Annotated in this window: 25 protein-coding genes; 15 read left to right on the top strand and 10 right to left on the bottom strand. The window is 71.9% G+C overall.

The annotated features are described in order from the left end of the window. Positions 1 to 151: 151 nt before the first annotated feature. The 7 genes from pstB to J7I94_RS10405 form a co-directional block, all read right to left on the bottom strand. The gene (gene pstB, locus J7I94_RS10435; RefSeq protein WP_215166715.1) at positions 152 to 928 is read right to left on the bottom strand and encodes a phosphate ABC transporter ATP-binding protein PstB; all 777 of its coding nucleotides are present in this window, start codon (positions 926 to 928) and stop codon (positions 152 to 154) included. Between the two features lie 33 nt (positions 929 to 961). Further along, positions 962 to 2,032, bottom strand: a complete 1,071-nt coding sequence (pstA, locus tag J7I94_RS10430) for a phosphate ABC transporter permease PstA (protein ID WP_215166714.1) — start codon at positions 2,030 to 2,032, stop codon at positions 962 to 964. Then, positions 2,029 to 3,033: a phosphate ABC transporter permease subunit PstC gene (gene pstC, locus J7I94_RS10425; RefSeq protein ID WP_215166713.1), complete on the bottom strand. Its 1,005-nt coding sequence runs from the start codon at positions 3,031 to 3,033 to the stop codon at positions 2,029 to 2,031. The genes pstA and pstC overlap by 4 nt, the downstream gene beginning before the upstream one ends. 137 nt (positions 3,034 to 3,170) lie before the next feature. Then, the gene (gene pstS / locus J7I94_RS10420; protein WP_215166712.1) at positions 3,171 to 4,298 is read right to left on the bottom strand and encodes a phosphate ABC transporter substrate-binding protein PstS; all 1,128 of its coding nucleotides are present in this window, start codon (positions 4,296 to 4,298) and stop codon (positions 3,171 to 3,173) included. Positions 4,299 to 4,559: 261 nt separating this feature from the next. Beyond that, entirely contained in the window at positions 4,560 to 4,982 is a 423-nt protein-coding gene (locus tag J7I94_RS10415) for an NUDIX hydrolase (RefSeq protein ID WP_215166711.1), read from the bottom strand. A 24-nt stretch (positions 4,983 to 5,006) separates the two neighbouring features. After that, on the bottom strand, positions 5,007 to 6,002 hold the full coding sequence (locus tag J7I94_RS10410) for a CHAD domain-containing protein (protein ID WP_215166710.1): 996 nt from the start codon (positions 6,000 to 6,002) through the stop codon (positions 5,007 to 5,009). 292 nt (positions 6,003 to 6,294) lie between these two features. Continuing rightward, positions 6,295 to 8,679, bottom strand: a complete 2,385-nt coding sequence (locus J7I94_RS10405) for an RNA degradosome polyphosphate kinase (RefSeq protein ID WP_215166709.1) — start codon at positions 8,677 to 8,679, stop codon at positions 6,295 to 6,297. 563 nt (positions 8,680 to 9,242) lie between these two features. Between J7I94_RS10405 and J7I94_RS10400 the strand changes: the two genes are divergently transcribed. Genes J7I94_RS10400 through J7I94_RS10380 form a run of 5 tightly spaced genes read left to right on the top strand, consistent with a single transcriptional unit; the run spans position 9,243 to position 13,782 of the window. Then, positions 9,243 to 9,785 (top strand): RNA polymerase sigma factor, encoded by a 543-nt coding sequence (locus J7I94_RS10400; RefSeq protein ID WP_215166708.1) that lies wholly within the window; start codon positions 9,243 to 9,245, stop codon positions 9,783 to 9,785. Continuing rightward, positions 9,782 to 10,636, top strand: a complete 855-nt coding sequence (locus J7I94_RS10395) for a zf-HC2 domain-containing protein (RefSeq protein ID WP_215166707.1) — start codon at positions 9,782 to 9,784, stop codon at positions 10,634 to 10,636. The genes J7I94_RS10400 and J7I94_RS10395 overlap by 4 nt, the downstream gene beginning before the upstream one ends. 34 nt (positions 10,637 to 10,670) lie before the next feature. Continuing rightward, positions 10,671 to 11,543, top strand: coding sequence for an ABC transporter ATP-binding protein (locus J7I94_RS10390; protein ID WP_215166706.1), 873 nt, complete (start codon positions 10,671 to 10,673; stop codon positions 11,541 to 11,543). Next, complete coding sequence (locus tag J7I94_RS10385; protein ID WP_215166705.1) at positions 11,540 to 13,060, top strand: ABC transporter permease; 1,521 nt, start codon at positions 11,540 to 11,542, stop codon at positions 13,058 to 13,060. Before J7I94_RS10390 ends, J7I94_RS10385 begins: the two co-directional genes overlap by 4 nt. A 20-nt stretch (positions 13,061 to 13,080) precedes the next feature. Next, positions 13,081 to 13,782: an ABC transporter gene (locus tag J7I94_RS10380; protein ID WP_308114535.1), complete on the top strand. Its 702-nt coding sequence runs from the start codon at positions 13,081 to 13,083 to the stop codon at positions 13,780 to 13,782. 369 nt (positions 13,783 to 14,151) lie between these two features. On the opposite strand, the gene mshD is transcribed toward J7I94_RS10380, so the two are convergent. Beyond that, positions 14,152 to 15,078, bottom strand: a complete 927-nt coding sequence (gene mshD, locus J7I94_RS10375; protein ID WP_215166704.1) for a mycothiol synthase — start codon at positions 15,076 to 15,078, stop codon at positions 14,152 to 14,154. 150 nt (positions 15,079 to 15,228) lie between these two features. Between mshD and J7I94_RS10370 the strand changes: the two genes are divergently transcribed. From J7I94_RS10370 to J7I94_RS10355, 5 genes are all read left to right on the top strand, one after another. Then, positions 15,229 to 17,043, top strand: coding sequence for a bifunctional UDP-sugar hydrolase/5'-nucleotidase (locus tag J7I94_RS10370; protein ID WP_215166703.1), 1,815 nt, complete (start codon positions 15,229 to 15,231; stop codon positions 17,041 to 17,043). 234 nt (positions 17,044 to 17,277) lie between these two features. Further along, on the top strand, positions 17,278 to 17,406 hold the full coding sequence (locus J7I94_RS38985; RefSeq protein ID WP_285442525.1) for a hypothetical protein: 129 nt from the start codon (positions 17,278 to 17,280) through the stop codon (positions 17,404 to 17,406). Positions 17,407 to 17,509: 103 nt separating this feature from the next. Continuing rightward, positions 17,510 to 17,650, top strand: a complete 141-nt coding sequence (locus tag J7I94_RS10365; protein WP_215166702.1) for a hypothetical protein — start codon at positions 17,510 to 17,512, stop codon at positions 17,648 to 17,650. A gap of 60 nt (positions 17,651 to 17,710) precedes the next feature. Then, complete coding sequence (locus J7I94_RS10360) at positions 17,711 to 17,854, top strand: hypothetical protein (protein WP_215166701.1); 144 nt, start codon at positions 17,711 to 17,713, stop codon at positions 17,852 to 17,854. 84 nt (positions 17,855 to 17,938) lie between these two features. Further along, complete coding sequence (locus tag J7I94_RS10355; protein ID WP_215166700.1) at positions 17,939 to 19,690, top strand: ABC transporter ATP-binding protein; 1,752 nt, start codon at positions 17,939 to 17,941, stop codon at positions 19,688 to 19,690. Here the strand turns inward: J7I94_RS10355 and J7I94_RS10350 are convergent. Continuing rightward, positions 19,656 to 19,937 carry a hypothetical protein gene (locus tag J7I94_RS10350; RefSeq protein WP_215166699.1) on the bottom strand — a complete coding sequence of 94 codons (282 nt, stop codon included), beginning with the start codon at positions 19,935 to 19,937 and terminating at the stop codon, positions 19,656 to 19,658. The genes J7I94_RS10355 and J7I94_RS10350 overlap by 35 nt on opposite strands. 114 nt (positions 19,938 to 20,051) lie before the next feature. Here J7I94_RS10350 and J7I94_RS10345 point away from each other — a divergent pair, with 114 nt between their 5' ends. Together J7I94_RS10345 and J7I94_RS10340 are read left to right on the top strand one after the other, a co-directional pair. After that, positions 20,052 to 20,876: a helix-turn-helix transcriptional regulator gene (locus J7I94_RS10345; RefSeq protein ID WP_251074940.1), complete on the top strand. Its 825-nt coding sequence runs from the start codon at positions 20,052 to 20,054 to the stop codon at positions 20,874 to 20,876. Next, on the top strand, positions 20,873 to 21,073 hold the full coding sequence (locus tag J7I94_RS10340) for a DUF397 domain-containing protein (protein WP_215166697.1): 201 nt from the start codon (positions 20,873 to 20,875) through the stop codon (positions 21,071 to 21,073). The genes J7I94_RS10345 and J7I94_RS10340 overlap by 4 nt, the downstream gene beginning before the upstream one ends. Here the strand turns inward: J7I94_RS10340 and J7I94_RS10335 are convergent. Further along, positions 21,060 to 22,142: a pectinesterase family protein gene (locus J7I94_RS10335; RefSeq protein ID WP_215166696.1), complete on the bottom strand. Its 1,083-nt coding sequence runs from the start codon at positions 22,140 to 22,142 to the stop codon at positions 21,060 to 21,062. The genes J7I94_RS10340 and J7I94_RS10335 overlap by 14 nt on opposite strands. Positions 22,143 to 22,243: 101 nt before the next feature. Here J7I94_RS10335 and J7I94_RS38225 point away from each other — a divergent pair, with 101 nt between their 5' ends. The 3 genes from J7I94_RS38225 (at position 22,244) to J7I94_RS10320 (ending at position 23,354) form a co-directional block, all read left to right on the top strand. Further along, positions 22,244 to 22,582 carry a hypothetical protein gene (locus tag J7I94_RS38225; protein WP_251074939.1) on the top strand — a complete coding sequence of 113 codons (339 nt, stop codon included), beginning with the start codon at positions 22,244 to 22,246 and terminating at the stop codon, positions 22,580 to 22,582. 101 nt (positions 22,583 to 22,683) lie between these two features. After that, positions 22,684 to 23,031, top strand: coding sequence for a hypothetical protein (locus tag J7I94_RS10325; protein WP_215166695.1), 348 nt, complete (start codon positions 22,684 to 22,686; stop codon positions 23,029 to 23,031). Further along, on the top strand, positions 23,028 to 23,354 hold the full coding sequence (locus J7I94_RS10320; RefSeq protein WP_308114534.1) for a hypothetical protein: 327 nt from the start codon (positions 23,028 to 23,030) through the stop codon (positions 23,352 to 23,354). The genes J7I94_RS10325 and J7I94_RS10320 overlap by 4 nt, the downstream gene beginning before the upstream one ends. The last annotated feature ends 1 nt before the right edge of the window (position 23,355 follow it).

Raw genomic sequence — 23,355 nt, 5'->3', positions numbered from 1 at the left:
GCACAGGCGCCGCAGGCATCCGCAGGCATCCGCAGGCATCCGCAGGCATCCGCAGGCATACGGCAATGGGCCCGCCCCCGGGAGCCAGGGGCGGGCCCGTTCCTCGCGGTGGCACCGCCATGCAGCACCGCGAGGGATCAGAGGGGCAGGCTCAGCCGAAGCGGCCGGAGATGTAGTCCTCCGTGGCCTGCACCGACGGGTTGGAGAAGATTCGCTCCGTCTCGTCGATCTCGATGAGCTTGCCGGGCTGGCCGACGGCCGCCAGGTTGAAGAACGCCGTACGGTCCGAGACGCGCGCCGCCTGCTGCATGTTGTGCGTCACGATGACGATCGTGAAGCGCTCCTTCAGCTCACCGATCAGGTCCTCGATGGCGAGGGTGGAGATCGGGTCGAGGGCCGAGCAGGGCTCGTCCATCAGCAGCACGTTCGGCTCGACCGCGATCGCCCGCGCGATGCACAGCCGCTGCTGCTGGCCGCCCGACAGGCCGGAGCCCGGCTTGTTCAGGCGGTCCTTGACCTCGTTCCAGAGGTTCGCGCCCTTGAGGGACTTCTCGACGACGTCGTCCATCTCGGACTTCTTGTACCGGCCGTTGAGCCGCAGGCCGGCCGCCACGTTGTCGTAGACGGACATGGTCGGGAACGGGTTCGGGCGCTGGAAGACCATGCCGACCTCGCGCCGCACCGCCACCGGGTCGATCCCGGCGCCGTACAGGTTCTCGTCGTCGAGCATGACCTTGCCGTCGACCCGGCCGCCCGGCGTCACCTCGTGCATGCGGTTCAGCGTGCGCAGGAACGTGGACTTGCCGCAGCCGGAGGGGCCGATGAAGGCCGTCACCGAGCGGGGTTCGACGGTCATCGAGATGTCCTCGATGGCCAGGAAGGAGCCGTAGTAGGCGTTGAGGCCGCTGACATCGATGCGCTTGGCCATGTGAATCACTGCTTCTTTCGGGTCGGGAGGGCCTTAGCGACCGGTCTTGGGGGCCTTCCAGCGGGCTATGCCGCGGGCCACCAGGTTGAGGATCATGATGAACGCGATGAGCGTCAGGGCCGCCGCCCAGGCACGGTTGATCGAGGGCTCGGAACCGGCGTTGTACTGCAGGTAGATGTACATCGGCAGCGATTCCTGCGCGTCCTTGAACGGGTTCGCGTTGATGAAGTCCGTGCCCCAGACCAGCAGCAGCACGGGGGCCGTCTCACCGGTGATGCGGGCGATGGCCAGCATGATGCCGGTGGTGATGCCGCCGATGGAGGTCGGCAGGACCACCTTGAGGATCGTGCGCCACTTCGGGACACCCAGGGCCAGGGACGCCTCGCGCAGCTCGTTCGGGACGAGCTTCAGCATCTCCTCGGTGGAGCGGACGACGACCGGGATCATCAGGATGGTCAGCGCCATCGAACCGGCGAAGCCGGACGGCCCCATGTCCAGGATCAGCACCCACAGGCTGAGGATGAACAGACCCGCGACGATCGACGGGATGCCCGTCATGACGTCGACGAAGAAGGTGACGGCCTGCGCGAGCCGGCCGCGGCCGTACTCGACCAGGTAGATCGCGGTCAGCACGCCGACCGGCACGGAGATCACGGCGGCCAGGCCGACCTGCTCCGCGGTGCCGAGGATGGCGTGGTAGATGCCGCCGCCGGGCTCGAAGTCGCCGATGACGCCCATCGAGTGGGTGAGGAAGTACCCGTCGAGGACCTTGACGCCGCGCTTGACGGTCGTCCAGACCAGGGAGGCCAGCGGGATGACCGCCAGGAGGAAGGCGACCCAGACGAGACTGGTCGCCACCCGGTCCTTGGCCTGGCGCCCGCCCTCGACCTTGGCGGAGATGCCGTAGGTGCCGAGGACGAAGAGGACCGCGGCGATCAGCGCCCACTGGATGGAGCTGTCCAGGCCGGCCGCGAAGCTGATGCCGATGCCCAGCACGACCGAGCCCGCGGCGACCGCCCACGCGAACCACTTGGGCAGGGTCGCGCCGCGCAGCGAACTCGGCGGACGCTGGCCGGGCTTTTCGGTGAGAGTGGCGTTGCTCATGCGTTGGCCCCCGAGTACTCCTTGCGGCGGGCGATGATCATCCGGGCCGCGCCGTTGACCAGCAAGGTGATGAGGAAGAGGACGAGACCGGAGGCGATCAGCGCGTCACGGCCCATCGGGGTGGCCTCGTTGAACTTGCTGGCGATGTTCTGCGCGAACGTGCCGCCGCCCGGGTCGAGCAGGCTGGCGGTGATGTCGAAGGTCGGGGAGAGGACCATGGCCACGGCCATCGTCTCGCCGAGCGCGCGGCCGAGACCGAGCATCGAGGCGGAGATGATGCCGGAGCGCGCGAAGGGCAGCACCGACATGCGGATGACCTCCCAGCGCGTGGCGCCGAGGGCCAGCGCGGCCTCCTCGTGCATGCGCGGGACCTGCCGGAAGACCTCACGGCTCACGTTGGTGACGATCGGCAGGATCATGATCGCGAGCAGGATGCCCACGGTCAGCAGCGAGCGCGGCGCGCCGTCGCTCCATTCGAGGACGCCGGTCCAGCCGAAGTACTCGTCCAGCCAGCCGTAGAGCCCGGTCAGGTGCGGTACGAGGACGAGGGCGCCCCACAGGCCGTAGACGATGGAGGGCACGGCGGCGAGCAGGTCGATCACGTAGGCGATCGTGCCGCCGAGCTTGCGCGGCGCGTAGTGGGTGATGAACAGGGCGATGCCCACCGCGACCGGGACCGCGATGGCCATGGCGATGACCGACGACACGATGGTGCCGAAGGCCAGGACCGCGATGCCGAACTCGGGCGGCACGGCGGTGGGGTTCCACTCGAAGGTGGTGAAGAAGTTGGCTTCGTCGTTGCTGATCGCGTTCGCGGCGCGGTAGGTCAGGAACGCCGCGATGGCGGCCATCAGGACCAGGACGAAGATGCCGGAGCCGCGGGAGAGGCCGAGGAAGATCCGGTCTCCGGGGCGGGTGGCGCCGCGGGCGGCCCGCTTCTGGTCGGCTTCGGTCGGCTGGGGGCTCGGTGGGGCTGCGGGATTCTGTGTCGATATGTCCATCGGGTTCTCCGGTCTGCGGAGCCGTCGTGGGGGACGGCCCGGGCGGGGCCGCCCGCGTGTCGGGGGCTCCTGGCGGCGGTGCACCGGACGGTGCGGTCAGGCCCCCCGGAGGTGCGGGGGACCTGACCGCACTCGGGTCAGCTCAGGCCCGAGATGGTGTCGCGGACCTTGGTGATGATCTCGTCGGGCATCGGGGCGTAGCCGGCCTCCGCCAGCAGGCCCTGACCGTCCTCGGAGGCGATGTAGTTCAGGAACGCCTTGGTCGCGGGCAGGGTCTCGGCCTTGTTGCCCTTGTCGCAGACGATCTCGTACGTGACCAGGGTGATCGGGTAGGCGCCCGCGGCGGACGGCGTGTAGTCCAGCTCCAGCGCCATGTCCTTGCCGGTGCCGACGACCTTGGCGGCGCCGATGGCGGCGGTCGCGTTCTCGACGGTGGCCTTGACCGGCTCGGCGGCCTCGGTCTTGATGTCGACCGTCTTGATGCCGCCCTCGGCGTAGGACAGCTCGAAGTAGGAGATGGCGCCGGAGGTCTGCGTCACCTGCTGCGCGAGGCCGGAGGAGCCCGACGCGGACTGGCCGCCCTTGGCCTCCCAGGACTTGCCCGGCTCGTAGCTCCAGTCGTCGGGAGCGGCGGCCTTCAGGTACTTGGTGAAGTTGTCCGTGGTGCCGGACTCGTCCGAGCGGTGGAACGCCTGGATCTTCAGGTCGGGAAGCTTGGCGTCGGGGTTGAGCTTGGCGATCGCCTCGTCGTTCCAGTTGGTGATCTTGCTGTCGAAGATCTGGGCGAGGGTGGCCGCGTCCAGGGTGAGCGTGTCGACACCGGGGACGTTGAAGCCCACGGCGATCGGGCCGCCGACCATCGGCAGGTCGATGCCCTGGCCGTTGGAGCAGACCTTCTTGGAGGCCGTGATCTCCTCGGGCTTCAGCGCGGAGTCCGAACCGGCGAACGCGGTCTGACCCTGGGTGAACGCGGTGATACCGGCGCCCGAACCCGTCGGGTTGTAGTTGATCTGCACGCTCTTGCACGCCGCGGCGAACTGCTTCACCCAGGCGTCGATCGCGTTCTTCTGGGCGGAGGAGCCGGACGCCTGCAGCTGGCCCGAGGCGTCACCGCAGTCGATGTTCCCGGCCTTGGCGCTCGCCGACGAGTCGCCGCTGCCGGTGTCACCGGTTTCGTCGGAGCCGCACGCCGTGAGGGCCAGGGCGCCGGAGACGGCGAGAGCACCGAGAGCGAGGGCCCGCCGGTTCATGCGCTGAAGCTTCACTTGAGGAATGTCCTTCCTGGAGCCGCCGTCCTGATTCGGCGGCGTGCGAAGACTGGTGCTGGGGACTGGATAGGAAAACTGGGCGATACGAACGCGTTTTCCAGGTGCGCCCCGTATCGGGTAAGGCCGAAATTAGGCAGAACAGGTGAAGGCGCCGATGGCCGTAAATGAACGCGGGGTGAACCCCTGGGGACGGTGCGGTGAGGTCACGGAACGCTTACGTCGAGGACACGGGGTGATTCCGGTGGGCTGTCACCCCGACTATGGCAGGCGGGCGGTGGCCAGCAGGGCGTCGACCAGGGCGCGGTCCCTCGGTCGAGTGAGCCGGGCCCGGGCGGCGTCGGGTGCCAGCCACAGGACGCGGTCCACCTCGTCGTTCGGTACGAACGTGCCGGAGACGGCCTCGGCGGCCCAGTAGCGCACCTGCTTGGGCCGGCCGTCGGCCGGATAGCGCACGGTGGGCAGCTCGGGGCCCGGCGCGGCCGTGTGCCCGGTCTCCTCGGCGACCTCGCGCAGGGCGCCGGCGAGGGCGTCCTCGCCCGGCTTCAGCTTTCCCTTGGGGTGGGACCAGTCGTCGTACTTCGGCCGGTGGACGAGACACAGCTCCGTCCCGCCGGTGACCGGCGAGCGGCGCCACAGGACGCAGCCGGCCGCGAGGACCGTGGTGCCGTCGGGGGTGCTCACGGATGCCTCCGCTCGGTGCCGGGCCTACGGTGTGCCGACGGCTTCCTTGCGCCAGCAGTGCTGGAACGCGTACCGCGCCGCCTCCACCTCATGCCGCTGGTCGGCGTGGAGCACGCCCAGCGCGTACGCCGTCGCCGGGGCGATCCGGGGGGTGCGGGCCGCCTGGGCGGCGGCCGCGGCGGCCTCCGCGGCGTCCCGGTGCCGGTCCAGGGCCTCACCGGCCGCGAGCAGGCGTACGCCGACGGGGGCGTCGCCGCCGGTGACGGCCTCACGGGCGTAGCGGTGCAGGCGCAGCAGCAGGCGTACCTGGTGCCAGGGCGCGTCCTGCGGATGCGGGGCCGGGTCCGCGGACAGCCCGTGGACCAGGGCTTCCGCGTTGTAGGGGCTGCCGGCGGTGACCAGGGGCAGCGCGGCCACGGCGTCGGTGAGGCGCTCCTCGGCGGCGGCGGCCAGCGGGCGCAGGTCGGCGCCGGCCGCGCCGGTGGCCAGCGGGACGTCGCTGGCCAGGACGGCGACCTTGTCGGCGACCGCGTGGAAGCGGCTGCTGCCCAGGGCTTGCAGCGCCGTGGAGTGGGCCCGGGTGCGGGCCAGGGTCAGCTGGCGGTCCAGCAGGGCGCCCGCCTTGGCCGCGCCCACGGTGAGGGCGCCGCGCTCGGTTCCGGCCGCCTGCTGGGCGGGGACGCCCGGGGGCAGGTCCGGGAAGACCGAGACGCCGGACAGCCGGTGCAGGGCCTGGAGCAGGCGTTCGAGGCGGGACGCGTACGCGTGCTCCATCGCCAGCGTGCCCGACAGCCAGGCCAGCTCGGGGCGGATGTCCTCCGCCCAGTCGCCGTCGAGCAGCGCCTGGAAGGTGTGCAGGCTGCCGCTGATCCGGCGGGCCGCGCGGCGCAGGGCGCGGGCCGCGTCGACGGAGCCGTCCACGGCGTGCGCGCCCGCGCCGTTCTCCCGGTGCAGGCGCAGGGCGCGGAGGAACTCCGTGGCCTGGGCGCGCAGGTAGCGGGCGAGGGCGTCGGCGTCCACCGGGCCGTCCGGCCGGGGCGGGGTGTCCGGCCGGAGCGGGGCGTCCGCCTGCGGGGGGCTGCCTGTTCGCGCGGTGCTGTCTGTTCGTGCGGTGCTGTCTGTTCGCGGGGGGCTGTATGTTCGCGCGGTGCTGTCTGTTCGCGTGGCGCTGTCTGTTCGCGCGGCGCTGTCTGTTCGCGCGGTGCTGTCCGGCTGCATCGGGCTGTCCACCTGCGCAGAGCTGTCCGCCGGCGCCGGGCCGGGCAGCGGGGGTGGGCCGGACGGGGCCGGCCGGGACGGGGGGTGCGTCGGTTCAAGGTGTCGCTGTGCCACGCCGGCGCCTCCGGGCGTCTATGAGCATCTCCTGGACGTTGCGCAGGGGGTGACCGTCCGCGTCGGTCGCGTGCCGGGTCCACTCGCCGTCCGGACCGAGGTGCCAGGACGCGGTGGTGTCGGACATGCCGGTCTCCAGCAGGCGGCACAGGGCCGCCCGGTGGGCCGGGTCGGTGACCCGGACCAGGGCCTCTATCCGGCGGTCGAGGTTGCGGTGCATCATGTCGGCGCTGCCGAACCACACCTCCGGCTCACCGCCGTTGCCGAACGCGAAGACCCGGGAGTGCTCCAGGAAGCGGCCGAGGACCGAACGGACCCGGATGTTCTCCGACAGGCCCTCCACGCCGGGACGCAGCGCGCAGATGCCGCGCACCCACACGTCGACCGGGACACCCGCCTGGCTCGCGCGGTAGCAGGCGTCGATCACCGCCTCGTCGACCATCGAGTTGACCTTGATCTTGACGTACGCGGGGCGGCCGGCGCGGTGGTGCTGGATCTCCTTGTGGATACGGGAGACCAGGCCGTCGCGGAGCGACTTGGGGGCGACGAGCAGACGGCGGTACGTCTCCCGGCGGGAGTAGCCGGAGAGGCGGTTGAAGAGGTCGGAGAGGTCCGCGCCGACCTGCGGGTCCGCGGTGAGCAGGCCGAGGTCCTCGTAGAGGCGGGCCGTCTTCGGGTGGTAGTTGCCCGTGCCGACGTGGCTGTAGCGGCGGAGGGTCTCGCCCTCCTGGCGTACGACGAGGGAGAGCTTGCAGTGGGTCTTGAGGCCCACCAGGCCGTAGACGACGTGGCAGCCGGCCTCTTCCAGCTTGCGGGCCCACTTGATGTTGGCGTGCTCGTCGAAGCGGGCCTTGATCTCGACCAGGACGAGGACCTGCTTGCCGGCCTCGGCGGCGTCGATGAGCGCGTTGACTATGGGGGAGTCGCCGGAGGTGCGGTAGAGGGTCTGCTTGATGGCGAGGACGTCCGGGTCCTCGGCGGCCTGCTCCAGGAACGCCTGTACGGAGGTGGAGAACGAGTCGTACGGGTGGTGGAGGAGGACGTCCCTGCTGCGGAGCGCGGCGAAGATGTCGGGGGCGGAGGCGGACTCGACCTCGGCGAGGTCGCGGTGGGTGCCGGCGACGAACTTCGGGTACTTCAGCTCCGGGCGGTCCAGGCTGTGGACGCGGAAGAGGCCGGTGAGGTCCAGGGGGCCGGGGAGGGGGTAGACCTCGGCTTCGGTGATCTTCAGCTCGCGGACCAGGAGGTCCAGCACCTCGCGGTCGATGCTCTCCTCGACCTCCAGGCGGACCGGGGGGCCGAAGCGGCGGCGCATGAGTTCTTTTTCGAGCGCCTTGAGGAGGTTCTCGGCGTCGTCCTCTTCTACTTCGAGGTCCTCGTTGCGGGTGACGCGGAAGGCGTGGCTCTCCAGGACCTCCATGCCGGGGAAGAGTTCTTCCAGGTGGGCGGCGATGACGTCCTCGATGGGGACGTAGCGGCCCGGGGAGGCTTCCAGGAAGCGGGAGAGCAGCGGCGGGACCTTGACGCGGGCGAAGTGGCGGTGGCCGGTGACCGGGTTGCGGACGACGACCGCGAGGTTGAGGCTCAGGCCCGAGATGTACGGGAAGGGGTGGGCCGGGTCGACCGCGAGAGGGGTCAGGACCGGGAAGATCTGGTGGCGGAAGAGGGTGAACAGGCGGGCCTGCTCCTTCTCCGCGAGTTCCCTCCAGCGGACCAGGTGGATGCCCTCTTCGGCCAGGGCCGGGAGGACGTCCTCGTGGAAGCAGGCGGCGTGCCGGGCCATCAGCTCGCGTGAGCGGGCCCAGATCATCTCCAGGATCTCGCGGGGCTGGAGGCCGGAGGCGGAGCGGGTGGCGACGCCGGTGGTGATGCGACGCTTGAGGCCCGCGACGCGGACCATGAAGAACTCGTCCAGGTTGCTGGCGAAGATCGCGAGGAAGTTCGCGCGTTCCAGGAGCGGGGTGTTCGGGTCCTCGGCCAGTTCCAGGACGCGTTCGTTGAACGCCAGCCAGCTGCGCTCGCGGTCGAGGAAGCGGTTCCGGGGGAGGGGGGTGGCCCTGCCGTGGCCGTAGCCGTTGCCGTTGCCGACGCCGGTGGCCTGGGATTCGTCCAGGTCGTCCTCGTACGCGTCGAGGTCGGAGTCGAGGTCGGGCTCCAGGTCGGAGACCGCGGCGGCGATCGTGTGCGGGCGGTGCGCGGCGATGGAGCCCACGGAGGGCTGCGTGTGCTGGACCTCTGCCTGGGGGTTCGACTGACTCATGGACCTATTCTTCCGCGCACCGAGCAGGACAGGCGCGTCGGAAGGAACGGGCGGAAGCGGGGTTCCCTCCGGGGGCGGTGAAGGCTCTGGCACGGCGGGCTGCATTCGGTGAGCGTCGCAAGCTCGTCTGAATCGATGGTTACGGGGAGATGGCGTGGGGGATAGCGGGGGGCGGCTTGGGGGTGCGGGGTGCCTCCGGCGGGTCCGGGGTGCGCGGGGGTGCGGCGAGCCCGCCGCCGGATGGACGCCCGGGCGGGGGGAGTCGTCACCTCTGTGGGACCGGGTAAGCGGCGGGCTGCGCCGCACCCCCACGACCCGCTCCCGCCGTCGTGCGGGTGCGGGTCGTTCGGTCTTCGGGGGGCGATTCCGTCGTGGGGCGGGTGCGGGTTCGGGTCCCTGGGAGGGTTTCCGTCGTCGTGCGGGTGCGGGTCGTTTGGTCTTTCGGGGGGCGATTCCGTCGTGGGGCGGGTGCGGAGCCGGGGCCCCGGGAGGGTTTCCGTCGTGGGGCGGGTGCGGGTCCCACGGACGCTTCCGTCGGCATGTGCGGTGCGGGGCGGTGCGGTGCGGTGCGGGGCGCGGGGCCGGTGTCCAGGGGCGCTTCCGGCGTCGTGCGGCTGGGCTGGTGGGGTGGGGTGAACCGGTCGGGGGGTGTCGTGCGATGAGGAGACGTGAGCGGAACGAGAAGCGACGGGGAGCTGTTGCGGGCCGTCGCGGGCGACGGTGACCGGCGGGCCTTCGAGGAGCTGTACCGGCGGTACGCGCCGTGGCTGACGGCCCGGCTGCGCGGCCGCTGTGCCGATCCGGGGGTCGTCGACGACGTGGTGCAGGAGACCTTCCTCGCGGTGTGGCGCGGCAGCGCGCGGTACCGGGAGGACGGGGACGTCGCCGGGTGGCTGTGGCGGATCGGGTCGCGGCGGCTGATCGACGTACTCCGCGGGGACGGGGCGCGGGGGCGGCTGCGGCAGGCGCTGGCGCGGCTGCGGCACCGGGACGAGGTGTCGGCGGAGGAGCGGGTGCTGGCCGGCGTCGAGCACGGGGATCTCGCGGGCGCCCTCGTCCGGCTCTCCCCGGAACTGCGCGCGGTGCTCCAGGCGACGGTCGTCGACGGGCTGACCACCCGCGAGGCCGCCGTCCTGCTCGGCATTCCGCCGGGCACGGTCAAGACGCGGGCGATGCGGGCCCGCAAGCAACTGCGGGAGGCCCTGGCATGACGGCGTACATCGACGGCGGCTGGCACGTGCCGGAGGAGGAGTTGCGGGCCTACGCGGGGGGTGGGCTGGCGCCGCCCGCGCTGTGGTCCGCCGACACCCATCTGGCCGCCTGCGCGCGGTGCCGTGCGGTGCTGGCGGAGGTCACCGATCCGGTGGCGCTGGACGCCGGGTGGGAGCGGCTCGACGCCGAACTGGACGCGCCGCGGGCGGGGTGGTGCGAGGGGCTGCTGGTGCGGCTGGGCGTGCCCGACCACGTGGCCCGGCTGCTGACGGCCACGCCGGTGCTGCGCGGGTCGTGGCTGGGAGCGGTCGCGGCGGTGCTGGCGATGACCGTGACGGCGGTGCTGGCGTCCGGGTCGCCGGACGGGACGCCGACGCTCTTCCTCGCCCTCGCCCCGCTGCTGCCGCTGGCCGGGGTGGCCCTGTCGTACGGGCCCGCGCTGGACCCGGCGTACGAGATCGCGGTGGTGGCGCCGCTGCACGGGTTCCGGCTGCTGATGATCCGCACGGTCGCCGTGCTGGCCGTGGGGATCGGGCTGAACGGTCTGGCCACGCTGGCGCTGCCCGGCTACGGGCTGCGGGCGCTGGCCTGGCTGCTGCCCGCGCTGGCCCTGACGGGGGGCGGGCTGGCGCTGACGCCGCGGCTGGGGCCGGTGGTCGCGCCCTCGGTGGTGGGGGGCGCGTGGGTCGGGCTGCTGTTGGCCGCCGAGGCGGTACGGGAGTCCGGTGACGGGCCGCTCGTGCCGTTCACGGCGGCCGGGCAGGGCGTGTGCGCGGTGGTGGCCGTGGTCGCCGCCGGGGTGCTGTTCGCGGTGCGGGACCGGTTCGACCGGTCGCGGTTCGTCCACTGACTTTTCTTCGTCGTTCGTGACACGGGAGTTTCGTATGACCATCACCGTTTCCGCCTCCGGGCTGCGCCTGCATTACGGGCGGACCCGCGCCCTCGACGACGTGGGGCTGCGGCTGTCGCCGGGCGTCACCGGGCTGCTCGGGCCCAACGGGGCGGGCAAGACCACGCTGTTGCGGGTGCTGGCCACGGCCGTGCCCGCGGACGAGGGCGCGTTCACCGTGCTGGGGCACGACCCGGGGACCGCGGGCGGCCGGCAGCAGGTGCGCCGGCGGCTGGGGTACCTGCCGCAGACGCCCGGCTTCCATCCGGGGTTCACCGCCTTCGAGTTCGTGGACTACGTGGCCGTCCTGAAGGAGATGACCGACCGGGGCGCCCGCCACCGCGAGGTGCGGCGGGTACTGGAGGAGGTCGGGCTCGGGGAGGTGCGGGGGCGGCGGATCAGGAAGCTGTCCGGCGGGATGCGGCAGCGGGTCGCGCTGGCCGCCGCCCTGGTGGGGGACCCCGGGTTCCTGGTGCTGGACGAGCCGACCGTCGGGCTCGACCCCGAGCAGCGGATGCGGTTCCGGGAGCTGATCGCGGAGGCGGGGGAGGGGCGGACCGTCCTGCTGTCCACCCATCAGACCGAGGACGTCGCCATGCTGTGCCGACGGGTGCTGGTGATGGCCGAGGGGGGCATCCGGTTCGACGGGACGCCGGCCGAGCTGACCGCGCGGGCGGCCGGGCGGGTGTGGCGCAGTGAGCGGCGGGACGCGGGCGCGAAGGCCGGGTGGCGCACGGGGACGGGGGAGTTCCGGCACGTCGGTGATCCGCCGGACGGGGCCGAACTGGTCGAACCCACCCTGGAGGACGGCTATCTGCTGGTCCTCGACGGCGCGGGCTCGGGCTCGGGCGCGGAGGTGGCGGCATGAGCGCGGTGCTGGAGGAGACGCCGGTGGCGGTGGACGGCCGGGCGAACGGCGGTGGGGCGCGAGCCGTGCTCGAACTGGCCCGGCTGGAGGCGCGGCGGCTGGTGCTGAGCGTGCCGGTGCTGATCGCCTTCGTGCTGTACGCCGTCCTGATCGTGTGGCGGACCCGGTCGTCGTGGGACGGCTTCCCGGTCCTCCAGGACGCCGACCGGTCGACGCAGGGCTGGCCGCTGCTCGTCGGCTTCGCGGTGCTGCTGAGCGCCAACTTCGCCGCGCTGCGCTCCCGTCGGCACCACACCGAGGAGTGGTTCGGGGCCCTGGTGATGCCGCGCGGGCGGCGTACGGCGGCGCACGTGCTGTCGCTGGTGCCGGTGGTGCTGCTCACCGCGGTGTTCGTGGGCGGGCAGTTCGGCTGGGAAGCGCTCAAGCCGGGGGCGGTCGGGCAGGGTTCGCCGGCCGAACTGCTGGTGGGGCCGCTGACCGTACTGCTGCTGGGGGCGGGCGGCATCCTGCTGGCCCGGCTGGTGGCCTCGGCGTGGGCGGCGCCGCTGCTGGGCGTGTTCTTCCTGTTCACCTCGATGCTCGGCAGCCTGCCGCTCGGCGGTGAGGCCGGGGCCTGGCTGAGCCCGGTCGTCTCCACGTCCGGCGGCCAGCCCCTGCCCTCCGACCTGATCGGCCGTCCGGCCGCCTGGCACGCCCTGTACCTGGCCGGTGTGGCGCTGTGCCTGGCCTTCCTCGCGGTGCTGGCCGGCGGGGGCCGGGGCGCGGCCGTCAAGGCGGGGCTCGCGGTGGCGCTGGTGATGGGCCTGGTCGGGGGCGTCGCGCAGTCCCGGGGCGAGTCGGCGGAACTGGTCGCCGCCCGCGAACGGGCCTCGGTCAGCCCCGAGAAGGAGCAGAAGTGCGTCGAGCGGGACGGGACGACGTACTGCGCGTTCGAGGAGTGGATGCCGCGCACCGCTGACTGGGCCGACGTGGTGGACCGGGTGCGGTCGCTCACCGGTGACGAGGCGCGCGACCGCTCCCTGCTCGTACGGCAGCGGATCGAAGCCCGCTACGGCCTGGAGAGCGACTCCGCGATCCCCCCGCTGACCCGGCGCGACCAGGTGACCGTGGGCACCGAGTGGGGCGGCAACCGGGTGCCGGAGTTCTCCGCCGCCGTCGCCGCCGTGCTGGTCGCGGGCAGCGAGCAGGCGGGCAGCCAGGTGTGCGACGGGCGGATGGTGACCGTCATGTGGCTCGCCCTGAGCTGGCAGGACGACCCGATGGACGCCCTGCGCCGGGTCCGCCTCGACGACAGCGTCCAGGGCTCGGCGATCGTCCTGTCGCCGACCGACCCGCTGAGCATGACCGCCGGTCAGACGGACGTCGTACGGCGCCTGCTGGAGAAGCCGGCGGACGGCGTCGCGGCGAAGGTCCGGGAGCACTGGAGCGAGCTGACCTCCCCGAAGCTGACGACGGCACGGGCGGCCGAGCTGCTCGGGGTCGCCGGGCCGGACGAGGCCGACTCGTGCGGCGCGTGACGAGGGGCAAGAGACGGCGCGTGACGGCCGCGCAGGGCAAGGCGAAGGGCGGGGTGAAGGGCGGGGCGAAGGGCGGGGTGAAGGGATGGGTGGCGGAGCTGGTGCGGCCGGTGGGGCGCACGGTGCCGTGGTGGGCGCTGGGCGCGGCCGGGGCCGTGGGGCTGCTGCTCGTCGCGGTGGCGCGGTGGACCGGCGACGAACCGACGCCCTGGGCGGCGCTCCTCGCGCTGCGCGGCGCCGCGCTGGCCGGCGGGCTGGGCCTGGCGTCCCTCCTGGACGACCCCGCCCGGCACACCACGGCCGCCGTCCCGGTCCCGCGCCCGGCCCGGCAGGCACTGCGGGCCGCCCTGGTCGCGCCCCTGGTCGCGCTGTGGTGGACGGCGGTGCTGTTCCTGGTTCCCGCGGACGTACGTCCGCCGGCCGGCGGCATCACCCTGGAGGCGGGGGCCGTCGTCCTGCTGGCGCTCGCCGCGGCGGCGGCGGTGGTCCGGCTGACCGACCGGACCCGTCCCGGCCGGGCCGTGGCGACGGCCCTGCTCATCGCGGCGGTCGTCAGCCCGCTGTTCGTCCCGGACAGCTGGGCGGTGTTCGTCCAGAGCGGCGACCCGCGCTGGGCGGAGTCCCACGACCGCTGGGCCGTCGCCCTGGCGGCAGCGGCGGCGGTGTGGGCGGCGTCCGCGCGGGAGCCGGTGCGGCGGGGGTGGGGGAGGCGCCGGGGGTAGCCGGGGCCAGGGGTCAGGGTCAGGGGCCAAGGGCCAAGGGCCAAGGGCCAAGGGCCAAGGGCCAAGGGCCAACCGCCAAGGGCCAGGGGCCGATACGGCTGGGCTGGCCGGGAGCCCGATGCGGCGAGGCCGACCGGGAGCCGGTGCGGGGGCCGGTGGCCGGTGCCGTGGGGGTGGCGGAGGCGGCGGCTCCGGCCGGGACCCGGCCGGGGACGGCAGGTCCCGGCCGGGTCCCGGCAGATGAAGGTCGGGTCCCGGCAGATGAAGACCAGGGACCGGCAGACAAGACCAGGGACCGCCAGATCACGGCCAGGGACCGCCAGATGACCGCCGGTCAGACGCGCGAAGCGCCCCGCCCGCCCCGCCCGGTCACGTCTCCGTCCGGTACATCAGATCCGTCTCGTACGTCACGAACCCCAGCCGCTCGTACACGGACACCGCCGCCCCGTTGTCGGCGTCGACGTACAGCATCGCCGTGGGCAGCCCCCGTTCCGCCAGGTGCCGCAGGCCGATCGTGGTGAGGGACCTGCCGAGGCCGCCGCCCTGCGCGTCGGGCCGGACGCCGACGACGTAGACCTCGCCGAGCCCCTCCTCCGCGTGCACCTTCGTCCAGTGGAAGCCGACCGGCTTGCCCTTCCGTTCGGCGAGGAAGAACCCGGCCGGGTCGAACCACGGTTCGGCCATACGGTCGTCCAGGTCGCGCTGGGTGAGCGAGCCCTGTTCGGGATGGTGGGCGAAGGCCGCGGCGTTCACGGCGAGCCAGGCCGCGTCGTCCTGCCCGGGCACGAAGGTCCGGACGGTCACGCCCTCGGGCAGCACCGGTTCGGGCAGGTCGAGGCCGGCCAGCGGGCGCCGCATCTGGCGCAGTTCGCGGAAGAGCGTCATGCCGAGGACCTGGGCCAGGTGCCGCGCGGCGGAGTGCCCGCCGTGCGCCCACGCCCGCAGCCGCTTGCCGGACGCGGCGAGCAGCGCCGACCCCAGTGCCCGCCCGTGTCCCTGCCCGCGCCGGGAGGGGTGCACGACCAGTTCGGCGGCCGGCGGTTCCACCGGGTCGGTGCCCTCCAGCTGGGCGTAGCCGACGAGTTCGCCGTCGACGGTCAGCAGGAAGTGCGAGACGCCTTCGCGGGCCTCGCCACGCAGGTGGAGCCGGCCCTGCTCGGACACGGCCTGCTGCCCGTCGGTGCGGGCGGCCTCGGCGAGCAGGGCGAGGACCGCCTCGGTCTGCTCGGCGGTGAGGGCGTCGTACGTGTCGATCGAACGGGGGCGGCCGGGCCGCAGGGTGTCGTCGCTGGTCATGCGTACGAGGGTAGAACGCCGGGAGCGGCCCGGGGCGGCGTCACGGCGACGGGGCGTAAACCAGGATGTAACCCGCGACCCCCTGTCGCGCTACGCGCGTTGACTCTAGGCTGCGCCCACCTGTTCCCAGCACACCCACAGGGGGCCGTCATGCCACCAGCCAACGCACACTCACCGCACGATCCGCGCCGCAGACGCCGGACCACCCGTCTGCTCGCGGTGGCCGTCGGGGCCCTCACCGTGGGCTCGCTCACCGCCGCCGCGCTGCCGGCCGGCGCGGGGGAGAAGGGCGGCCACGGGCATCAGCGGAGCCGGTACCAGGACGTCCAGCTCCTCTCCTTCAACGACCTGCACGGCAACCTTGAGCCCCCGGCCGGCTCCAGCGGCCGGGTCACCGAGACCCGCGAGGACGGCTCGACCGAGACCATCGACGCGGGCGGCGTCGAGTACCTCGCCACCCACCTGCGCCAGGCCCGCAAGGGCAACGCGTACTCCATCACCGCGGCCGGCGGCGACATGGTGGGCGCCTCCCCGCTGATCTCGGGGCTGTTCCACGACGAGCCCACCATCGAGGCGCTGAACAAGCTCGACCTGGACGTCACCTCCGTCGGCAACCACGAGTTCGACGAGGGCGCCACCGAGCTGGCCCGGCTTCAGAACGGCGGCTGCCACCCCACCGACGGCTGCTACACCGACAAGGAGTTCAAGGGCGCCGACTTCCCCTACCTCGCCGCCAACGTCCTTGACGAGAAGACCGGCAAGCCGGTCCTCGCCCCGTACTGGGTGTGGAAGAAGAACGGCGTCAAGGTCGGCTTCATCGGCGTGACCCTGGAGGGCACCCCCGGCATCGTCTCCGCCGAGGGCGTCAAGGGCCTCGCCTTCAAGGACGAGGTCGAGACGATCAACAAGTACGCCAAGGTGCTCCAGCGCCAGGGCGTGAAGTCGATCGTCGCGCTCGTCCACGAGGGCGGCTACCCGGCCTCGTCCTCGTACAACTACGACTGTGACTCGCCCGGCGCCGGGGACGGCATCTCCGGGCCGATCGTCGACATCGCGAAGAACGTCACGCCCCAGGTGGACGCACTGGTCACCGGCCACACCCACAACGCGTACGTCTGCACGATCGACGACCCGGCGGGCAACCCGCGCATGGTCACCTCGGCCTCCTCCTTCGGCCGCCTGTACACGGACACGACCCTGACCTACGACCGCCGGACCGGTGACATCGCCCGTACGGCGGTGGAGTCGGCCAACCACGTCGTCACCCGGGACGTCGCCAAGGCGCCCGACATGACCGCGCTGATCGGCAAGTGGAACGCGCTGGCCGCGCCCATCGGCAACCGGGCCGTCGGCTGGATCTCCGGCGACATCGGCAACACCGGCACCGAGTCCCCGCTCGGCGACCTGATCGCCGACGCGCAGCTCGCCCACGGCAGGGAACTGGACCCGGAGACCGACCTCGCGCTGATGAACCCGGGCGGCATCCGCGCCCCGCTGACCTACGCGGCGAGCGGCTCCGAGGGCGACGGGGTGGTGACGTACGCGGAGGGCTTCACGGTGCAGCCGTTCGCCAACACGGTCAACCTCCAGGACCTCACCGGCGCCCAGCTGGTCCAGGTGCTCAAGGAGCAGGTGAGCGGGACGAACGAGGCGGCGCCGAAGATCCTCCAGGTGTCGGACGGGCTGACGTACACCCTCGACCTGACCAAGACGGGCGCGGACCGGGTGGTGACCGACTCGATCCGGCTGAACGGGGCGGCGATCGACCCGGCGGCCACCTACCGCGTCGCCAGCAACAGCTTCCTCGCGGGCGGCGGTGACGGGTTCACGACCCTGGGCCAGGGCACGAACGACGTCGTCGGCGCGGACGACCTGACGGCGCTGGAGCAGTACCTGACGGCCGGCTCGTCGGCGTCGGCCCCGCTGGCTCCGCCGGCGGCGGACCGGATCACCATCGTGCGGTAGGGCACCCGCTCGGCCGCGTCTCGGCCCGGCATGGACACGCGGTGTCCCTGCCGGGCTTTTCGCTGCCTAAATTCTGTGTCAGTTCCCGCCTGGTTCCCTTTCTCTCCTGAAATCTGATCTCAGCTCCAATTAATCGAGGTCTCAGCGGAATCGGCGCTTTTCGGGGTCGGCGTCCCGTAGTGTTTTCCATGTCGACAGCGAACGACACCAACGCAAACAATGAAGGAGAGCATCATGAGCTTCCACAAGGTCACCCCGGTCAAGAAGACCCGCAAGCCCGCCGCTCAGGCCGCCAAGAAGGCCACCAAGCCGGCGCCGAAGAAGGCCGCGCAGAAGCGCCGCCCGGTCGGCAACAAGGGCTGATCTGATTCACAGCCGTAAAGGCTGACGCATACTTGGCTCCTATGAGGTGCCAGGTGGTTCACATAAAACACGCATAAGAAATCGCAGGGGAAAGGAACCACTCATGAGCTTCCACAAGGTCGCGCCGGTGAAGAAGAACAACAACCGCAAGGCCGCCGCTCAGCCGGCGAAGAAGGCCGCTGCGAAGAAGGCCGCGCCGCAGCAGGCCGCCGCGAAGCGCCGCCCGGTCTCCCGCCAGGGCTGATCCGCACCGCACCGCACCCGTCACACCTCACCCACACCGCAGTACAGAGAGGAACCACTCATGAGCTTCCACAAGGTCACCCCCGTGAAGAAGAACAACAACCGCAAGGCCGCCGCCCAGCCCGCGCAGAAGGCCGCCCCGAAGAAGGCCGCGCCGAAGCAGGCCGCGTCGAACCGCCGCCGCCCGGTCTCCCGCCAGGGCTGAGGCCGCTCACGAGGCGGGGCCGCCGGAGCGTACGCGCTCCGGGGCCCCGCCTCGGGCATGTCCGGAGCAGAGAAGGAGCCGATCATGAGGGAAGTCCGTGCGGCGTTCCGCCGTTTCTGGCCGCTGACCCGCGGCGACCGCCGCTGGCTGGTGGTCATCGTGGCCTGCGTGGTGGTCGCCGCGCTCGCCGAGACCGCGTCGATCCTGCTCTTCGCGGAGCTGACGGACCACGCCCTGAAGGCCGGTTCGCTCTCCGCCTTCTGGGGCCCGGCCGGCGGCTGGCTGGCCGTCGCCGTGCTCGGCGCGGTGGTCGGCTACCTCGGCAACTCCCTGGCCACCTGGACCGCCGAGAGATTCGTCCTGCGGCTGCGCGCGGGCGTCTTCCGCCACCTCCAGACCCTGCCCCCGCACTTCTTCCAGCGGCACCGGCGCGGTGACCTGGTGGAACGGATGACGGGGGACGTGGAGGCCATCGAACAGATGGTCGTGTCCGGGGTCGTCGGCACGGTCTCCGCCGCCTTCTCGGCGGTCTTCTACGCCGCCGCGGCCCTCTGGCTCCGCTGGGACCTCGCCCTCGCCACCTTCGTCCTGGCCCCCCTCTTCCTCCTCGCCGCCCGCCGCTTCGCCGGCCGGATCAAGAAGGCGTCCACGGACGAGCGGGTCGCCGACGGCGCGATCACGTCGGTGGTGGAGGAGGCCCTCGGCAACGTGGTCCTCACCCAGGCGTACAACCGGCGCGGCGCGGAGGAGGCCCGCCTCGACCGCGAGGCCCGCGCCTGGATGAAGGCGTCGGTGCGGGGCGCCCGGCTGAGCGAGCTGTACGAGCAGTTCGTCGAGGTCGTCGAGACGCTGTGCGTGCTGGCGGTCATCGGCCTGGGGGTCTGGGAGATCTCCGCCGACCGCATGACCCTCGGCCAGTTGCTCGCCTTCGCGGCCTTCATCGGCTACCTCTATCCGCCGGTCCGCAGCCTCGGCCAGCTCGGCCTGACCCTCACCGCGGCCACCGCCGGCGCCCAGCGGCTCGGCGAGATCCTGGACGCCAGGCCCGCGGTGACGGACCCGGCCGTCCCCGTCACCCCCGGTCCGGTCCGCGGCTGGGTCGCCTTCCACGACGTGACCTTCCGCTACCCGGAGGCCGACCGGCCCTCCCTGAGCGACCTGGCGTTCACCGCCCGCCCCGGCGAACTGGTCGTCGTCACGGGTCCCAGCGGCGCCGGCAAGTCGACCCTGGCCAAGCTCCTCACCCGCTTCTACGACCCGACGGCGGGCATGATCTGCCTGGACGGCGTCCCGCTGCGGGATCTGCGCCTCGACTTCCTGCGGGAACAGGTGACCCTCCTGCCCCAGGAGACCCTGATCCTCCACGGCACGATCCGCGAGAACATCGCGTGCGGGCGCCCCGGCGCGACGCGGGACGAGATCGAGGCGGCGGCGCGCGCGGCGGCGGCCCACGACTTCGTCGCGGCCCTACCCGCCGGTTACGACACCCTCATCGCCCCCGGCACGGCCGCCCTCTCCGGCGGCCAGCTCAAGCGGCTGACCATCGCCCGCGCGATGCTCCGCGCGTCGCCCGTCCTGATCCTCGACGAACCCACCGCCGGCCTCGACGCGATCGCCGCCCGCCAGGTGGTCCAGCCCCTGCGCCGCCTGGTGTCCGGCCGTACGACGCTGATGATCACCCACGACCTGACGCTGGCGCCGGACGCGGACCGCATCCTGGTGGTGGACGGGGGACGGCTGGTGGAGTCGGGGACACACGCCGAACTGGTCGCGCGCGGCGGGACGTACGCGCGTCTGGCGGTCACGAACCGCCCGCTGCCCGCCCTCCCCGGCTGACCGCCACCCGCAGCACCTCCTCCAACGACTCGGTGGCCCGCACCAGCGCGAAACGGAGGGCACGTTCGCCGGCCTTCTGGTCGCCCAGCACGGCTCGGGCTCCGGCCAACACCTGCGTGCCGGACGCCAGCTGGGCCTCCTCGATGTCATCGGCGACACGGGACATGAGGGAGTCCGGGCCGCCGTCGGTACTGAGGTAACAGGGGTTGCCTTCGGGGGTGGTCCAGGGCAGGAGGCGGTAGGTCATGGGGGGCTCCTCGCACGCATGATTACGGTTCGCGTCTCCACTGTCACTGTCCGTGCGTACTCTCGTGAAGAGGGCTGGCGTTGTCGGTGCGCCAGGCAAGGGAGAGGGGGCGGCATGGACGAACACTCGCTCGGTGAAGGGGTGTCGAAGCGCGTGCTCTTGGGGCGGACGCTTCGTTTTCTGCGCGAGAAGGCGGGCAAGTCACTGGGGCAGCTCGCCGAGGAGACGTCGTACGACAAGAGCTACCTGTACCGCCTGGAGACGGGTGAACGGCTGTCCAAGCGGGCGGTCATGGAGGACCTGGACCGGTACCACGGCTCGGGGGACCTGTTGGTCGGCCTGTGGCGGGATGCGCGCAAGGAGGTCTTTAAGGACAAGTACAGGGGGTTCATGGAGCTGGAGGACACGGCCCGGATCATGTGGATGTTCCAGCTCCGGGTGCCGGGCTTGTTGCAGACGGAGGAGTACGCGCGGGCGGTGTTGTCCGGGACTGCGGCAACGTCCGGTAACGGACCGGAAGTAGAGGAACAGGTGACCGCGCGCATGGGACGGCAGGAGCTGTTGTACCGGCAACCGACGCCGAGCGTGCGCGTGATCCTGGACGAGGGTGCGGTACGCCGTCCCGTCCCCGACGCCAAAGTCTGGGCGGACCAGCTGTCGCACCTGGTCGACGCGTCGGAACTGCCGTCTGTCGCTCTCCAGGTGCTGCCCTACGCGGCCGGCGTGCACGCTCTCATGGACAGCCATCTCTGGCTCTTCTGGCAGCGGAGCGGTGACCCGGTGGCCTACGTGGAGGGCAACGGCTTCGGTGAGGTGATCGACGATCCGGACAAGGTCATGGCCTTCCGCTTGTCCTACGATCTCGTCAGGGATGCTGCCCTGACCCCGGCGGAGTCTACGGCGTTCATCAAGCGCCTGCTGAAGGAGTGCAGATCATGAACGGGATGTCCGACCTGACCGGCGTCACTTGGCGCAAGTCGTCCTACAGCGACGGCGGCGGAACGAACTGCGTCGAGATAGCCGAGGGCACCTCCACCCTCGTCCCCGTCCGAGACAGCAAAGTCACGGACGGGGCGGTGATCGTGTTCGGGCGGGACGCCTGGGCGGCGTTTGTAGGTGGGGTCAGGATGCCGTAGGCGTCCAGTCGCCGAGCCAGTCCGCGACCTCCTGGCCGGCTGCCTGGGCGTCGGTCAGGAAGGGGCGGTCGGTGCTGGCGGAGCCCGCGCCCGCGCCGGTGTTCTTGTACTCGGCGAAGCGGTCGGCCTTCCAGGAGAAGCCGCTCATGTCGGTCCACGGCGTCGACTTGACCGCCGCGCTGAGGTTGGTGTTGCGGACCGTCGTCTGGGGGTCGAGGGTCGCGTCGCCGCCCGCGTGCCAGGGGCGGCCGAGATAGAAGGACCCGCTGGACACGTCGCCGTTGACCGTGGAGTTGGCGATGAGGATGCTCTTGCGGTCGGCGGCCGTGCTGGGGGCGGTGACGTAACCGGCGGAGGAACCGTCCCACCGCTTGCGCAGGGTGATGACGGAGCGGTCGATCACCGCCGTGGCGCGGCCGAAGATGAAGTCGACGTTGCCGAGGACGTAGGAGTCCGAGACGTAGACGCGGCCCAGCTTGTCCTTGGCGGCGGTGTCGAGGAGCAGGGTGTCCTGGTCGCCGGTGACGATGACGCCGTCCAGGAAGACCTTGTCGGCCGCCGTGCGCAGGGCGACCGCCTGGTGACCGGAGAGGGACTGGTTGGCGGCCTCGTCGAAGTCGTTGGTGATGGAGAGGTTGCGGGCCTGGAAGTCGTCCGCCTCGACGGCGACCGTGGCGCTGCCGCCGGTGCCGTAGGTCCCGGAGCCGTCGGGCTTCTGCGTGCCGGCCGCGTTGTTGTAGACGATCACCGTGTCCTTGCGGGAGGCGCCCGTGCCCTGGATGGTGACGTGCGGCTTGTCGGAGGGGACCTTGACCAGCTCGCGGTACGTGCCCGGCGCGACGGCGATGACGACGCGGGAGGCGTTGTTGGCCGGTACGGCGTTCACCGCGGCCTGCACGGTCGTGTACTGGGCGGAGCCATCCTTGGCGACGGTGAGGGTGGTCGCGGCGGCGCTCACGGCGTCCGTGACGACGGGCCCGTTCGCCTCCGTCGCGTAGGCCAGGGTGGCGGCGGTCAGGGTCAGCGGGAGGAGAGCGGTCAGGGCGGTGCGGCCATGGGGGTGGCTCATCTGCTGCTTCCGATCAGTGCGAGGGCGTACATGACACCCGCAGGTCGCAGCCGAGCGGCACGAGGTTGCCGCGTCCGGGCATGGCGGCGCTATGGCGACGTATGGCAGACACCACAACCATCCAGGTGTCCCGCGAGGCCCGCGACCACCTCGCGCAGCTGGCCAGGGAGCGGGGCGTGACGCTCGGGAAGCTCGTCGAGCAGCTCGCTTCGCGGGAGCCGACGGCCGAGCAGATCGCGGAGCGGGTGGCGGCCGTCACGGTGGGCGGCATGATCCGGGACGGGTGGGGCGGCGCCGACCTCTGCCACGCCCTCTACGTGGCCACCCCGCACCTGGAGTCCGGGGGCATGTCGATCATCCTGACCGCCCAGGAGGACGCCTACCCGCCCGGCTTCCTCGCGGTCGACATCGACTCCCCGGGGATGCTCGGCTGCACCTGAGGCGACGCGTGATCCTGGTCGAAGGCGCGCGGTACGGCGTCGGGCTTCCGACGCTGCGGCTATGGTCGTAGACACGGCGCACCGAAGGAGGCACATCGATCATGAGCGTCCACGCCTCGGACTCCCGAGCGGCCGTCCCGCCCATGCCGGAGCGGAGCCCCAAGGCGCTGCGTGCGGCGATCGCCCAGTACGCCCCGCACCTGCTCACCGACTTCGACGAGCATTGGACGTGGGCCGTCTCCGAGGCTTACGACATCAGCACGGTGCCCGCGTTCATGGCTCGCTGGTGGGGGGCGTACGCGATCGCTCGGGATCCCGCGCTGGAGGCCCATCTGAGGGATCTTGAGCACCGTGCGGGGGAGTCGGCGGACCTCACCCAGGCCAGGGCACTCCTCGAAGAGGCGTCCAATATCCGCTACCAGGCACAGCGAGTGGAGCCCGGTCAGTGACCGCCGACGGGTTCATGGGGCCGCCTTGGCAGATGGACTGGACGCTCAAGGCCCAGGCGGCCCGCGACGCACTTCCCGAGGAGGTGCGGAAGATCGTCGACGCGGTGCGCGCCGAGCTGGTCACGGCGGAAGATCCGTACTTCCGTGGCATCGAGGCCGACGCGGATCTCCCCACCGGCATGAGGGTCGGACCGGTGCGGTCGAGCGATCCCAAGGGGGCCCGGATCTTCTTCTTCGACGAGGGGCACGGCTGGTTGATCTACACGTTCGTGCGTCGCGTCGAGGACCCACAGCTCGTCGTGGAAGAGATCTTCTGGCAGTGAG

It is taken from the genome of Streptomyces sp. ISL-12 (genome assembly GCF_018614415.1).
Taxonomy (GTDB): domain Bacteria; phylum Actinomycetota; class Actinomycetes; order Streptomycetales; family Streptomycetaceae; genus Streptomyces.
Note: the sequence above shows the minus strand (reverse complement) of the source record. Positions and strands in the feature narration are given on the sequence as shown.

What these genes read in the sequence shown, in the direction of transcription:
- pstB (WP_215166715.1), bottom strand. Translation starts at nt 928, where the DNA reads ATGGCCAAGCGCATCGATGTCAGCGGCCTCAACGCCTACTACGGCTCC.
- pstA (WP_215166714.1), bottom strand. Translation starts at nt 2,032, where the DNA reads ATGAGCAACGCCACTCTCACCGAAAAGCCCGGCCAGCGTCCGCCGAGT.
- pstC (WP_215166713.1), bottom strand. Translation starts at nt 3,033, where the DNA reads ATGGACATATCGACACAGAATCCCGCAGCCCCACCGAGCCCCCAGCCG.
- J7I94_RS10405 (WP_215166709.1), bottom strand. Translation starts at nt 8,679, where the DNA reads ATGCAGCCCGCCGTGCCAGAGCCTTCACCGCCCCCGGAGGGAACCCCG.
- J7I94_RS10395 (WP_215166707.1), top strand. Translation starts at nt 9,782, where the DNA reads ATGACGGCGTACATCGACGGCGGCTGGCACGTGCCGGAGGAGGAGTTG.
- J7I94_RS10390 (WP_215166706.1), top strand. Translation starts at nt 10,671, where the DNA reads ATGACCATCACCGTTTCCGCCTCCGGGCTGCGCCTGCATTACGGGCGG.
- J7I94_RS10385 (WP_215166705.1), top strand. Translation starts at nt 11,540, where the DNA reads ATGAGCGCGGTGCTGGAGGAGACGCCGGTGGCGGTGGACGGCCGGGCG.
- mshD (WP_215166704.1), bottom strand. Translation starts at nt 15,078, where the DNA reads ATGACCAGCGACGACACCCTGCGGCCCGGCCGCCCCCGTTCGATCGAC.
- J7I94_RS10370 (WP_215166703.1), top strand. Translation starts at nt 15,229, where the DNA reads ATGCCACCAGCCAACGCACACTCACCGCACGATCCGCGCCGCAGACGC.
- J7I94_RS38985 (WP_285442525.1), top strand. Translation starts at nt 17,278, where the DNA reads ATGAGCTTCCACAAGGTCACCCCGGTCAAGAAGACCCGCAAGCCCGCC.
- J7I94_RS10365 (WP_215166702.1), top strand. Translation starts at nt 17,510, where the DNA reads ATGAGCTTCCACAAGGTCGCGCCGGTGAAGAAGAACAACAACCGCAAG.
- J7I94_RS10360 (WP_215166701.1), top strand. Translation starts at nt 17,711, where the DNA reads ATGAGCTTCCACAAGGTCACCCCCGTGAAGAAGAACAACAACCGCAAG.
- J7I94_RS10355 (WP_215166700.1), top strand. Translation starts at nt 17,939, where the DNA reads ATGAGGGAAGTCCGTGCGGCGTTCCGCCGTTTCTGGCCGCTGACCCGC.
- J7I94_RS10350 (WP_215166699.1), bottom strand. Translation starts at nt 19,937, where the DNA reads ATGACCTACCGCCTCCTGCCCTGGACCACCCCCGAAGGCAACCCCTGT.
- J7I94_RS10345 (WP_251074940.1), top strand. Translation starts at nt 20,052, where the DNA reads ATGGACGAACACTCGCTCGGTGAAGGGGTGTCGAAGCGCGTGCTCTTG.
- J7I94_RS10340 (WP_215166697.1), top strand. Translation starts at nt 20,873, where the DNA reads ATGAACGGGATGTCCGACCTGACCGGCGTCACTTGGCGCAAGTCGTCC.
- J7I94_RS10335 (WP_215166696.1), bottom strand. Translation starts at nt 22,142, where the DNA reads ATGAGCCACCCCCATGGCCGCACCGCCCTGACCGCTCTCCTCCCGCTG.
- J7I94_RS38225 (WP_251074939.1), top strand. Translation starts at nt 22,244, where the DNA reads ATGGCAGACACCACAACCATCCAGGTGTCCCGCGAGGCCCGCGACCAC.
- J7I94_RS10325 (WP_215166695.1), top strand. Translation starts at nt 22,684, where the DNA reads ATGAGCGTCCACGCCTCGGACTCCCGAGCGGCCGTCCCGCCCATGCCG.